General features: G+C 42.0%; 12 protein-coding genes. 11 read left to right on the top strand and 1 reads right to left on the bottom strand.

The features are described from left to right. Nucleotides 1–106: 106 nt before the first annotated feature. From NWP17_RS11550 to NWP17_RS11510, 9 genes are all read left to right on the top strand, one after another. A complete protein-coding gene (locus NWP17_RS11550) occupies nucleotides 107–295 on the top strand; it encodes a hypothetical protein (RefSeq protein WP_280655054.1) in 189 nt (62 codons plus the stop codon). Nucleotides 296–448: 153 nt separating this feature from the next. After that, nucleotides 449–2,356, top strand: a complete 1,908-nt coding sequence (locus tag NWP17_RS11545; protein ID WP_342394007.1) for a carotenoid oxygenase family protein — start codon at nucleotides 449–451, stop codon at nucleotides 2,354–2,356. Nucleotides 2,357–2,566: 210 nt separating this feature from the next. Continuing rightward, nucleotides 2,567–3,304, top strand: a complete 738-nt coding sequence (gene purC / locus NWP17_RS11540; RefSeq protein WP_280655053.1) for a phosphoribosylaminoimidazolesuccinocarboxamide synthase — start codon at nucleotides 2,567–2,569, stop codon at nucleotides 3,302–3,304. A gap of 112 nt (nucleotides 3,305–3,416) precedes the next feature. After that, nucleotides 3,417–5,525 carry a BamA/TamA family outer membrane protein gene (locus tag NWP17_RS11535; RefSeq protein WP_280655052.1) on the top strand — a complete coding sequence of 703 codons (2,109 nt, stop codon included), beginning with the start codon at nucleotides 3,417–3,419 and terminating at the stop codon, nucleotides 5,523–5,525. Nucleotides 5,526–5,577: 52 nt separating this feature from the next. Further along, nucleotides 5,578–6,423 carry a UDP-3-O-acyl-N-acetylglucosamine deacetylase gene (gene lpxC / locus NWP17_RS11530; protein ID WP_280655051.1) on the top strand — a complete coding sequence of 282 codons (846 nt, stop codon included), beginning with the start codon at nucleotides 5,578–5,580 and terminating at the stop codon, nucleotides 6,421–6,423. After that, on the top strand, nucleotides 6,407–6,916 hold the full coding sequence (gene fabZ, locus NWP17_RS11525; protein WP_280655050.1) for a 3-hydroxyacyl-ACP dehydratase FabZ: 510 nt from the start codon (nucleotides 6,407–6,409) through the stop codon (nucleotides 6,914–6,916). Before lpxC ends, fabZ begins: the two co-directional genes overlap by 17 nt. A 164-nt stretch (nucleotides 6,917–7,080) precedes the next feature. Next, nucleotides 7,081–7,899 carry an acyl-ACP--UDP-N-acetylglucosamine O-acyltransferase gene (gene lpxA, locus NWP17_RS11520; protein ID WP_280655049.1) on the top strand — a complete coding sequence of 273 codons (819 nt, stop codon included), beginning with the start codon at nucleotides 7,081–7,083 and terminating at the stop codon, nucleotides 7,897–7,899. A 133-nt stretch (nucleotides 7,900–8,032) separates the two neighbouring features. Then, nucleotides 8,033–9,211, top strand: a complete 1,179-nt coding sequence (lpxB, locus tag NWP17_RS11515) for a lipid-A-disaccharide synthase (protein WP_280655085.1) — start codon at nucleotides 8,033–8,035, stop codon at nucleotides 9,209–9,211. 27 nt (nucleotides 9,212–9,238) lie between these two features. After that, nucleotides 9,239–10,534 (top strand): DNA cytosine methyltransferase, encoded by a 1,296-nt coding sequence (locus NWP17_RS11510; protein ID WP_280655048.1) that lies wholly within the window; start codon nucleotides 9,239–9,241, stop codon nucleotides 10,532–10,534. Between the two features lie 334 nt (nucleotides 10,535–10,868). Here NWP17_RS11510 and NWP17_RS11505 read toward each other — a convergent pair whose 3' ends face one another. Further along, nucleotides 10,869–11,711 carry a prohibitin family protein gene (locus NWP17_RS11505; protein ID WP_280655047.1) on the bottom strand — a complete coding sequence of 281 codons (843 nt, stop codon included), beginning with the start codon at nucleotides 11,709–11,711 and terminating at the stop codon, nucleotides 10,869–10,871. A 402-nt stretch (nucleotides 11,712–12,113) separates the two neighbouring features. Here NWP17_RS11505 and NWP17_RS17610 point away from each other — a divergent pair, with 402 nt between their 5' ends. Both NWP17_RS17610 and NWP17_RS11500 read left to right on the top strand, forming a co-directional pair. Further along, nucleotides 12,114–12,242: a zinc ribbon domain-containing protein gene (locus tag NWP17_RS17610; RefSeq protein WP_425332661.1), complete on the top strand. Its 129-nt coding sequence runs from the start codon at nucleotides 12,114–12,116 to the stop codon at nucleotides 12,240–12,242. Nucleotide 12,243: 1 nt separating this feature from the next. Continuing rightward, nucleotides 12,244–12,387, top strand: coding sequence for a helix-turn-helix domain-containing protein (locus tag NWP17_RS11500; protein ID WP_342394006.1), 144 nt, complete (start codon nucleotides 12,244–12,246; stop codon nucleotides 12,385–12,387). Nucleotides 12,388–12,390: the final 3 nt, after the last annotated feature.

The following is a 12,390-nucleotide window of genomic DNA, read 5'->3' as shown; positions in this document are numbered from 1 at the left end:
CAGCCACGTTTTCGTTCTAATTAGGCTTTTAACTTCACCCTCTGAACTATTAGCCTTCTAACGTGGTTCAAAGCAACGTTTCATCAGTTGACTAAGGAGAGTTTCAATGCAATATAAAATTACTGGCAAGGTTTATGAGTGTGAAACTGGTTTGGGAATCCCTAATCTGGTTGTTCAAGCCTTTGATAAGGATGTACTTAAGGATGATAATTTAGGGGAAACAATCACAGATGGCGAAGGCAAATTTGAAATAAATTACACCGAAAAAGACTTCAAAGGAATATTTGAAGGCTAACCTGATTTATATATTGTTATCAAAACAGGCGATCGCATCAATACCTTATATAACGGACAGAAAAACATCCGTCATCGAGCCAAGCGTCATGAAAACTTTGATATAGGGATTCCCAAATCAGCTTTTGTTGCTCAAATCAAAGATGATAAACAATTGTTAAAAGTTCTCTATGGTGTTGCTTGGTTAGATGGAGTGCTAGAACCAGGAGAAAAACTGTATTTGCAGCAAGTAGCCAATCAAAAAGGACTAGCAGAGGATCCAGACATCAAACCTTTATTAGCAGGTGAACCAGTCCACTCTCAGGAAGCGTACGATGACTTACAAGCATATTTGGGGACAAATCCCAGTGATGAAGATTATGAGGAACTATGTAAATCACTGGAAACACTAATTACCCTTGATTCAGTAGTAGAAGGTGTCGAAACAGAAATTTTAACCAGTATACCCAAAAGAGAAGCTCGCCAACTCACTCTCAAACAAAGACTAGCAAGCACTTTCCTCGATCCGCAATTCATCGCCAAATTGACCACAGTGAAAACCCCAAGTAGCGACGGAGTGCAAAAAAAAGGTACTTACTCAGATACACCCTACCGTGTCATAAGCCAGCTGATTGATAACATTGAACCTCCAGAAATCAAAGAAATTCAAAAAACCTTAAGCAGATTGTTTTTACAAGACAACTTTGCCCCTGTCAAAGAAGAAATTACCGCCGATGATTTACCCGTAATTGGTCAACTTCCCCAAGAATTATCGGGGATGTTTTTACGCATTTCCCCTAATCCCCTTTTCCCGCCCATTGGACTATATCACTGGTTTGATGGTGATGGTATGTTACATGGGGTCAACATCAAAAATGGTAAAGCGAGCTACCTTAACCGCTACGTTGAGACCGAAACCCTAAAAGTTGAAAAACAACAGGGCAAAGCAATTTGGCCGGGTTTACTCAACCTACCTCGATTTGACTCTCCTTACGACATCATGATTAAAAATCCTGCCAACACATCTGTGATTTGGCACGCTGGGAAACTTTTAGTCTTGTGTGAAGCAGGAGTACCCCATCATATTCGGGTCCCCGACTTAGAAACCGTTGGAGCTCACACCTTTAACAATCAACTCACCTGTGCTTTTACGGCTCATCCCAAAATAGATGCTGTCACCGGAGAAATGATGTTTTTCGGCTTTTCTCCCATTGCTCCACCTTACCTATCCTATGGCGTAGTCACAGCAGCAGGGGAAATTACCCGCATTGTCCCAATTGATTTACCTGCTCCTGTAATGATGCATGATTTTGCAATCACGGAAAATTACTCAATTTTCTTAGATATGCCCCTAACCTTCAAGCCAGGACAAATGATCAAAGGTGGAATTCCCCTAGCTTTTGACCGCACACGTAAAAGTCGTATTGGCATTATGCTACGCCATGGAGATAACAACACTCTACGCTGGTTTGAAGTGCCAACTTGCATGGTTTATCATACGGTCAATGCCTACGAAGAAGGAGAAGAGATAGTTCTCCTGGGCTTGCGGATGCCTTCAACTAATCTCTTAATTCCCGACGATAGTGACAAAGGTAACAGTTCTGAAAATGAAATCGCCAAAATGTGTCGTTGGCGCATTCATCTCAAAACAGGAGCTATCACCGAAGAGTTGCTTGACGATCAAGTTACAGAATTTCCGCGAATTAATGATCAGTTGGTTGGGCGCAAAATGCGTTACATCTACGCTGGACAGGGCGCACTTTACGCCAGTCCCAAACCTCTGCTTGATGGCGTGAAAAAATATGACTTAAAAACAGGCACGAGTGAAAGCTATTTCTTGGGACGGGGTCGTTTTGGCGGTGAAGCGGTATTTGTTCCCCGTCCAGGGGCGACCGTTGAGGATGATGGTTGGGTTCTGACTTATATTCACGATACATTTACTAATAAATCAGAACTAGCGGTTTTAAATGCCCAAAGCATCACATCCGAACCTGTGGACCGGATTATGCTCCCTCAACGTGTACCCTTTGGTTTCCATTGTGGCTGGGTTTCCTCTGAACAAATGGCAACTCAGAAAATTTAGCTAACCTAACTGGGGAGCAACGGGATTTTGTGAAATCATTGCTCCCTAACCCCTCCGTGCCCTCATCCTTTGAGGGCATAGATACTTGATATCAGCCAACAAACCATAGCCAACTCACCGCCCCAATAGCGGATATCGAACAACTAAAGATAAAATAGTTAAGCCTGAAAGGGCGAAAACTGTCCACCGCCTCAAAACTTAGCTCATATTATGTCTGTTTATTCCCAAGTTTACGAAGGCAAAGCTAAAATTATCTATAGAACGGACAACCCACAAGTCTTATTAGCTGATTTTAAAGACGATGCCACTGCTTTTAATGCCCAGAAACGGGGCAGTATTATCAACAAAGGTAAAATTAACTGTAGCATTTCTAGCCATTTATTTCAGCAGTTAGAAAAAATCGGTATCAAAACACACTATATTGATACTCCCCAGCCCCATCAAATGCGAATCAAGGCTGTCAAGATTGTGCCAGTGGAAGTAGTGGTGAGAAATATTGCTGCTGGTAGTTTGTGTCAGCAAACAGGCTTACCCCTGGGTACTGTGCTGAAACAACCTTTAGTGGAACTTTATTACAAAAATGACCAATTGGGAGACCCATTGTTAACACGCGATCGCTTATTTCTGTTAGAACTAGCAACACCGGAACAAGTAGATACAATTAATCATCTGGCATTACAAGTCAATGAGTTTCTGCGTGGCTTTTGGCAACAATGCGGCATTACCCTGGTAGACTTCAAACTAGAGTTTGGCTTGGACTCGCAACAGCAGATCATCTTGGCAGATGAAATCAGCCCGGATACTTGTCGGTTGTGGGATACAGCAGAAGCAGATCCTGACCGACGGGTAATGGATAAAGACCGTTTCCGCCGGGATCTGGGGAATGTAGAAAATGCTTACCAGGAAGTTTTACAACGAGTGCTACAAGCAGTTAATGGTAAAACTTAAATTGGTCTCAACTCAATTGATTGTGACTGATGCTTTGTGACTATGAAAGTAAATAGCCATAGGAGTATCATTGTCAGAATGGTGTGTGGATGTGAAGAGGAATTTAAATAAAATGCGTTTAACTCCCGTATGGGTAGCGGCTGTAGCAATTGCAGCGCCAGTGGGCGGATCGCTCAGTGCAAATGCTCAAACAGTTAATATTTCAGAACAAACAGCAGAAGTTGTCACACCTGAGATTAATCAGCAGGCAGAAAATAAAAACATTAAACTTGCCAATTTACTGACTCAAAGTCCGAACGCGGTAGCACAAACACCCCCGTCACCAACACCTGAAACTATTGTCAGTCAGGAAAATTCCAGCCCCCCCACCCCCACACCAGATGCTCAAGAACGTCGGGTACTGGTATCAGAAGTAGTTGTAAAACCAGAAAAAGGACAACTAACACCGGAACTGGAAAACCAGGTTTACAGAGTCATTCGCACTCAACCAGGTCGGACAACAACCCGCTCTCAACTGCAAGCAGATATTAGTGCTATCTTTGCTACTGGCTTTTTTGCTAATGTTCAGGCAGTGCCAGAAGATACACCCTTGGGGGTGCGGGTGAACTTTGTTGTCCAACCTAACCCCGTACTCACTAAAGTAGAAGTGCAAGCTAATCCGGGAAGCGATATTCCCTCTGTACTTCCTCCCGGTGCTGTGGATGAAGTGTTTGGTGAGCAATATGGTCAAATACTCAACCTGCGGGAATTGCAAGGGAGTATCAAGCAGTTAATTGAAAAATATCAACAAAAAGGTTATGTACTAGCAAATGTGATTGGCTCGCCGCAAATTTCGGAAACTGGGGTTGTTACCCTGCAAGTGTCCGAAGGGGTGGTAGAAAATATTAAGGTGAGGTTCCGCGATCGCGAAGGTCGGGAAACAGACGAGACAGGAGAACCAATAAAAGGGCGGACACAGGAATACATCATTAAGCGGGAATTAGAATTAAGCCCTGGGGATATATTTAACCGCGAGATAGTACAAAGAGACTTACAGAGGGTATTTGGACTAGGAATATTTGAAGATGTTAATGTAGCCCTTGACCCTGGTACAGATCCCACTAAGGTGGATGTGGTGGTAAATGTCACCGAACGTAGCACGGGTTCTATTGCTGCCGGGGCTGGGTTTAGCTCTGCCAGTGGATTATTCGGCACTGTGAGTTATCAGCAGCAAAATCTAGGGGGAAGAAACCAAAACCTGGGGGCAGAAATACAGCTAGGACAACGGGAACTGCTGTTTGATCTGCGGTTTACAGATCCCTGGATTGCAGGTGATCTATACAGAACTTCTTATACAGCGAATTTACTGCGTCGCAGTTCCATTTCATTGATATTTGATGGGGAAGATAATGATATTAGGACATTTAAACCAGGGGCAACCGATGGCGATCGCCCCCGTGTTCTCCGCCTTGGTGGTGGTGTGAGTTTTACCCGCCCATTGTCTGCCAACCCCTATAAAAGATCAGAATGGACTGCTTCAGCAGGACTACAGTATCAAAGAGTTTCCACCCGTGATGCTGATGGTAATGTCAGACCACAAGGGGCTGTATTCCAAAATGGAATAGCAGGACCACCGGTGAAACTAAGTTTATCAGAGGAAGGCGAGGATGACTTAATGCTATTACAACTGGGGTTGCAGCGCGACCTCCGTAACAACCCCTTGCAGCCAACCCGTGGTTCTTTCTTGCGGTTGGGCGTGGATCAATCTTTACCATTAGGACTTGGTAATGTTTTCTTGACTAGGTTGCGCGGTAGCTACAGCCAATACTTACCCGTGAAGTTGACTAACTTCGCCCCAGGGTCGCAGACTCTAGCCTTAAATATCCAAGGTGGTACAGTTCTTGGGGACTTACCTCCTTATGAAGCCTTTACCCTTGGGGGTAGCAACTCTGTTCGGGGTTACGAAGAAGGGGCTTTAACCACTGGACGCAGTTACCTACAAGCATCTGTTGAGTATCGTTTCCCGGTTTTCTCGGTAGTCAGTGGGGCACTGTTCTTTGATGTGGGTAGTGACCTAGGAACCACAACCACGGCTGCGGAAGTGCTGAACAAAAACGGTAGTGGCTATGGCTATGGGCTGGGTATACGTGTACAATCCCCTTTGGGACCCATTCGTATTGACTACGGCATTAACGACAACGGCGATAGTCGCATCAATTTCGGCATTGGTGAAAGGTTTTAAGTGGTCATACAAAACTAAAAATATACTCTTGTGAAAAGATAATTTTTCCCCTATGGAACAACACACTATAGCAGCAGAAATTACCCAAGCGGGAGTGGGACTACATAGTGGTGTAATTACCAATGTACGAATATTACCTACTGATGTCGGTAGTGGGCGTTACTTTGTGCGGGTGGATTTGCCAGATTTACCAATCATTCCCGCCCAACTTGCCGCAGTTAATCAAACTGTTCTGTCCACTCAATTGGGCAATGGTGAAGTGTTTATTCGCACAGTTGAGCATTTACTGGCAGCCCTTGCGGGTATGGGTGTCGATAATGCCCGCATTGAAATTGATGGCTCAGAAATACCACTATTAGATGGTTCAGCAAAGGTGTGGACAGATAGCATTGCTGAAGTTGGCTTAGTATCACAACCAATCAGCAAGCCAGTTGCTTTAGTAGTCAAAGAGCCAATCTCGATCTATGACAATGATGCTTTTGTTTGCGCCGTTCCCTCCTCAACAACCCGTTTTAGTTACGAGATTGATTTTGCACTGTCAGCCATCGGTAACCAATGGCATAGTTGGTCATTATCCGGCAACTTTGCTGAAGAAATCGCTCCTGCTCGTACTTTTGGGTTATTACATCAAATTGAACACTTACAAAAAACAGGGTTAATTAAAGGTGGTAGCTTAGATAATGCCCTGGTTTGTGGGTCTGAAGGTTGGCTAAATCCACCACTAAGATTTGAAAATGAACCAGTTCGTCATAAAATATTAGACTTAGTGGGAGATTTGAGTTTATTGGGGACTTTTCCCCAAGCTCATTTCTTAGCATATAAAGCCAGCCATAATTTACACATTAAACTGGCTAGGAAACTTTTAGAACAATATACAGCTAATGGCGATCGTCAGTGAAGTGAATAGTACCGATATTAATGTCAATGCACCTACGCCAGAACAGACTAATGAAGTTAAAACTACATTTTCTGCCGCGGAAATTCTGAAATTACTCCCTCACCGTTACCCATTTTTACTTGTAGATAAAATAATTGACTATGTACCAGGAAAACTGGCTGTAGGAATTAAAAATATCACGGTAAATGAACCCCAGTTTCAAGGACATTTCCCAGAACAGCCACTGATGCCAGGAGTGCTAATTGTTGAAGCTATGGCACAGGTGGGGGGTATTGTGATTAAACAACAACCAGGGTTTGAAAATGGACTTTTTGTTTTTGCTGGTATTGATAAAGTGCGCTTCCGTCGCCAAGTTGTACCAGGAGATCAGCTAGTTATAACTGTGGAACTGTTGCGGATTAAACAACGTCGTTTTGTTAAAGTACAAGCCCGGGCTGAGGTTGAGAGTCAACTGGCAGCTGAAGGCGAATTGATGTTTTCTCTGATTAACTAACTATTTGCTGTGGTGCTGTTGGGTAAAGCCGTGATTTACTCTTAACTTATACCCACAGAAATCTCAATTTTATTCGCCCTCACACATAAATTGCTTTGCTCGAAACCTTCGGCAACTGAATATTTACATACTCAGTACTTAAACAAAGTTCTGGAGATTTACCCTTGAAGACGCTTATTCATCCAACTGCTGTAATTCATCCACAATCGGAACTCCACCCCACAGTACAAGTGGGTGCTTATGCTGTAATTGGAGCTAATGTCAAAGTCGGCATAGAAACAATTATTGGCGCTCACGTGGTGCTAGAAGGTCCTTGTGAAATTGGGGCGCGAAATCAAATTTTCCCTGGGGCCGCCGTAGGTATGGAACCCCAGGATCTCAAGTTTGTGGGAGAACCATCCTGGGTGAAAATTGGTGATAATAACTTAATTCGTGAGTATGTCACTATCAACCGGGCTACTGGTGCTGGTAAAGCTACCGTGATTGGTAACAATAATTTATTGATGGCTTATGTACACGTGGCTCATAACTGCGTGATTGAAGACCATGTAATTATTCCTAACTCAGTCGCTTTGGCGGGTCATGTGCATATCGAGTCACGGGCTAGGTTAGGCGGAGTGTTGGGAGTACATCAATTTGTACGCATTGGTCAGCACGCAATGGTCGGGGGAATGGCACGTATTGACCGGGATGTCCCTCCTTATATGTTAGTAGAAGGAAATCCAGCCCGGGTCAGAACTCTTAACCTAGTGGGACTCAAACGTTCTGGAATGAGTCCAAGCGACTTGCAAGTTCTCAAAAAGGCTTTCCGGATTCTCTATCGGTCTGGTTTTACCTTTCAGGAGGCTATGCAAGAACTGGAAAATCTGGGAGATACTGAACACTTGCAATACCTGCGCCGTTTTCTGATCCTTTCTCAAATGCCGGGTAGACGTGGCTTAATTCCAGGAAAAGGAAAAGCCAGCACGGGTGATGAGTGTTAAACTTAACTTTTGGGTGGAATGTTAAGTATATAGACAATTTCACATATGTAATTATGTAGCGGGTAAGATGCCCGCACTACAATGGTGGTTAAAATTTTCTGGGTTTTTAAATTCAATTTTTACGAATGAGGAAATGCGGATATTTATCAGCACGGGTGAGGTATCTGGGGATTTACAAGGCTCATTGGTGATTAAGGCAATTAACCAGCGGGCTGCGGCTGCGGGTTTGCAATTAGAAATTGTGGCGCTGGGTGGGGAAAAAATGGCGGCTGCTGGAGCTACTATTTTGGGTAAAACTAGTGGTATTGGCTCTATGGGGCTGATAGAATCTATACCCTACATTCTCCCTACTCTGCAAGTGCAACGCCGGGCGATCGCTTTTTTGCAAAAAAATCCCCCTGATTTGGTGGTGCTGATTGATTATATGGGACCAAATTTAGGCATTGGTACTTATATGAAAAAGCACTTACCACAAGTACCTGTGGTTTATTACATCGCTCCCCAAGAGTGGGTCTGGTCAATCAGTATGCGTAATACATCGAGGATTGTGGATTTTACTGATAAGCTTTTAGCTATTTTCCCGGAAGAAGCTCGTTATTTTCGCCAGCATGGGGCAGATGTTAGCTGGGTGGGTCATCCCTTGGTTGACCGGATGCAAAATGCACCTAGTCGCGCTGAAGCCCGGGCTAAATTGCAAATTTTACCAGAACAAAAGGCGATCGCTCTGCTCCCTGCTTCTCGTCGTCAAGAGTTAAAGTATCTTTTACCAGTGATTTTTGCAGCTGCTCAAATTATTCAAGCTCAATTACCAGAAGTGCATTTTTGGATTCCCCTATCTCTAGAAGCTTACAGACAAAAGATTTTAGATGCAATTGCCAGTTATAACCTACAGGCCACTGTTGTATCTGGTCAACAAAAAGAGGTGTTTGCAGCTGCTGATTTTGCTATCACTAAATCTGGTACGGTAAATTTGGAACTGGCTTTGTTAAATGTACCCCAGGTTGTGGTTTATCGCCTTAACCCGGTTACTGTTTGGATTGCTCGGAGAATTCTCAAAGGTTCCATACCTTTTGCTTCACCAGTTAATTTAATGGTGATGAGGCAGATTGTACCAGAATTATTACAAGAACAAGCCACAACCGAGAATATTGTCCAAGCATCTTTAGAATTATTGCTTAATCCTCAACGTCGCCAGGAAACTCTAGCAGATTATACTGTAATGCGGCAACTTTTGGGAGATGTGGGTGTGTGCGATCGCGTGGCTGAAGAAATTTTGCAAATGTTGCTGGGGACAGTTGAGAATAAAGTTTAAAAGTTTAATTCCCAGGCCAGAGGTCTCATGGCTAATCTAGAGAACCATCATCACAACAGACCCATAGCAGTGGATTTATTCGCCGGTGCTGGTGGAATGACCCTCGGTTTTGAACAAGCTGGCTTTGATGTACTTGCATCTGTGGAACTAGACCCCATCCACTGTGCAACACACAAGTTTAATTTTCCCTTTTGGAGTGTTTTATGTCAGCCAGTTGAAGAAATAACCGGTAAAGACATCAGACAAAATTCATCTATTGGCCAGGGGGAAATTGATGTGGTGTTTGGTGGTCCACCATGTCAAGGATTTTCATTAATAGGTAAACGTTCTTTGGCAGATCCGAGGAACTCTCTGGTATTTCATTATATTAGATTAGTATTAGAACTACAGCCCAAATTTTTTGTGATGGAAAATGTTAAAGGAATGACGGCTGGAAAACACCAAGAATTTATTGGTAAAATTATTAGTGAATTTGTCACCAATGGTTACAAAGTCAGAGAAAAATATCAAGTTTTAAATTCTGCTCATTTTGGAGTACCACAACATCGGGAAAGGTTATTTATTGTCGGTTGTCGTCATGATTTAGAATTACCCAACTACCCAGACACACAAAATCAACACAACTTAACTACACAACTGAGCTTAACTCCCACCGTTTGGGATGCACTGCAAGACTTACCGGAAATAGAAAAATATGACGAATTATATCAACGTGATTGGGTGGTTGCAGATTTTGGTAAGCCTAGTATTTATGGTCGCTTACTGCGTGGGCTTAGTTCTACAGATAATGACTATTCATATCAACGTCAGTATGATTCCAGAATCCTGACATCGAGTTTAAGAACAAAGCATAATTTAGCATCTATGACTAGATTTACAGCTACACCTCATGGTAAGATAGAAAAAATTAGCCGCTTTCATAAACTTGATCCTCAAGGAATTTGTAATACGTTGAGAGCAGGAACTCCCAGTAATCGAGGAGCTTTTACTTCCCCTAGACCTATACATCCTTTCATACCCAGGTGTATTACTGTACGTGAAGCAGCCCGTTTACACTCTTATCCTGACTGGTTTCGATTCCATGTGACAAAATGGCATGGATTTAGACAAATAGGTAATTCTGTTCCTCCTTTGTTGGCTAAAGCAGTAGCTGGGGAAATTATGAAATCTTTAAATATAAAATTCAATAAACCCACAAACATCAAACCTTTAGGAGATGATAGTTTACTAACTTTTGATATGAAACAAGCCGCTAAATACTTTCAGGTGAGTCCGCACATTATAGAGCCGAGAGCCAGAAAATCAAATTTAACATCGAAATAAGTCCTAAAAGAGAAGTTATAAAGAGCAAAGAAGGAATATACAACTCTATAATTGGAGTAATTTTTAATCGATATTACAAGCCAGGTTTAGATAATTTTCAGTTTAACCGTGAAGAGCTTCCAAAAATAGCTAGTCAATTAGGTATTCAACCTCCTAAAAATCTTGGCAATATTCTGTATTCTTTTCGATATAGAAGACCACTTCCATCTCATTACTTATTTTATCTGAGCGTATGATGGCATAAGTAATAAAATGCTCACCTAAAAGCCCAAAGACGCAAAGCTACAAAAAATTGCCAAACTTGCCAATAGGCTCCTAAGTGCAATATATAATCTTATTGTGATTGATTGCTACTAGATAAACTACTAGGGTTAATGTTAATTAAAGGCAAAGTGCCATTACCACCCATAACTGCGGGAAAACGACCATCCCATTTTTCTATGGCTTGTTTTTGTAATAAATCTGGTGTTAAGGTTAGCCGTTGTAATCTTTGCGCTTCCGCCTGACCTTTAGCGCGGTTGATATCTGCTTGAGCCTCTTGAGTTGCTTTTTTAGCAATAAATTCTGCTTGTTTAGCTTCCTGTTCCGCTATTTGTTTAGCCTCTATTGATTTACTAAACTCTGGAGAAAAAGCAAAATTCACTAAAGAAACATCATCTATAATAATGCCATAAGAAGATAAACGGTTTCTGAGATTACTATCAATTTCTTGTTTTAATTCCGTCCTTTTGGTAATGACTTCTTCTGCTGTTTTTTTAGCCGTGGCTGCTTTGAGAACTTCTGAGACTGCTGGGGTAATAATACCATTAATAATTAGTTCGTCATCGCCAACTTGTTGATAAATTTTATTTACCTGTACTGGATCTAGATGCCAGTTAACTGCTAGTTCTGTAGTTATTTTTTGCAGGTCTTTAGACGCAGCATCAGATTCAAAAGTATTTTTCTGAACGCGAACATTGAGTGTTTTAACTGATGTAACTATTGGCGTAATAAAGTGTAGACCCTCGCCTAAAACCTTATCCTGCACTTTGCCAAATTGCATAACTACGCCCCGTTCACCAGCATTAACAACCGTAAATGGACGGATCATCATAGCCACAATTAAAAAAACTATTCCTCCGGCAAGATAAAATCCATACTTGAAATTATGGTCAAAATTGCTGCTAGTGTTACGCATATTCCTCTCCGTCAATGAATTGATATAGTGGTTCAGTATTCAGACACTAACTACCGAGATTGTCTCACAAAATACAAAAATTTGGCAATGAATGTAAATATTTAGATACATAGTTAGTAATTACATTTTCGGAACAGCCCATTATGCAAGATTAATTACAATCACTTTCCTTATATTTCCGGCTTCTTTCATTGTGGGAAATTCCAGCCAGATAACAGCATGATTTTAGTCAAACATTACAAATTGCCCTTGAATCATTTACATCGCTTGGTTGTAGCCAATAATTTTGAAATACCAGAAATATAGTTTCCTGGGTTTGCAGTATTCTGCACTCCCGCACCCCCAGTATTCATCCTTTAAATATTGTAAATTATTTTACTCAATAGTTAAAATGGGTCTTTAATCAGTCACCATAAAACCCTTGAACACATTATTGTTGTTGCTGTTAACCCACATTACACATCACAAAAATGCAGTGATTGTGGTACAATTGCGGGTGTCCCTAAAATAGCGCTACAAATGTTGTGGTAGAATGTTAGCACAAAGCATGAAAGCTAGATATCAGTACAGATTTTACCCCACAGACCAACAGCAACAGAGTTTAGCTCGGTTGTATGGTTGTGTAAGAGTTGTCTGGAATGATGCGCTACATTTCTGGAATATAACAAATGGCTAATAG

This window comes from Chrysosporum bergii ANA360D (genome assembly GCF_029891735.1).
Lineage (GTDB): Bacteria > Cyanobacteriota > Cyanobacteriia > Cyanobacteriales > Nostocaceae > Umezakia > Umezakia bergii.
This window is presented reverse-complemented; position numbering and strand designations above follow the sequence as displayed.

Excerpts from the sequence above, each read along its gene's own strand:
- NWP17_RS11550 (WP_280655054.1), top strand. The coding sequence starts at position 107 with ATGCAATATAAAATTACTGGCAAGGTTTATGAGTGTGAAACTGGTTTG.
- purC (WP_280655053.1), top strand. The coding sequence starts at position 2,567 with ATGTCTGTTTATTCCCAAGTTTACGAAGGCAAAGCTAAAATTATCTAT.
- NWP17_RS11535 (WP_280655052.1), top strand. The coding sequence starts at position 3,417 with ATGCGTTTAACTCCCGTATGGGTAGCGGCTGTAGCAATTGCAGCGCCA.
- lpxC (WP_280655051.1), top strand. The coding sequence starts at position 5,578 with ATGGAACAACACACTATAGCAGCAGAAATTACCCAAGCGGGAGTGGGA.
- fabZ (WP_280655050.1), top strand. The coding sequence starts at position 6,407 with ATGGCGATCGTCAGTGAAGTGAATAGTACCGATATTAATGTCAATGCA.
- lpxB (WP_280655085.1), top strand. The coding sequence starts at position 8,033 with ATGCGGATATTTATCAGCACGGGTGAGGTATCTGGGGATTTACAAGGC.
- NWP17_RS11510 (WP_280655048.1), top strand. The coding sequence starts at position 9,239 with ATGGCTAATCTAGAGAACCATCATCACAACAGACCCATAGCAGTGGAT.
- NWP17_RS11505 (WP_280655047.1), bottom strand. The coding sequence starts at position 11,711 with ATGCGTAACACTAGCAGCAATTTTGACCATAATTTCAAGTATGGATTT.
- NWP17_RS11500 (WP_342394006.1), top strand. The coding sequence starts at position 12,244 with ATGTTAGCACAAAGCATGAAAGCTAGATATCAGTACAGATTTTACCCC.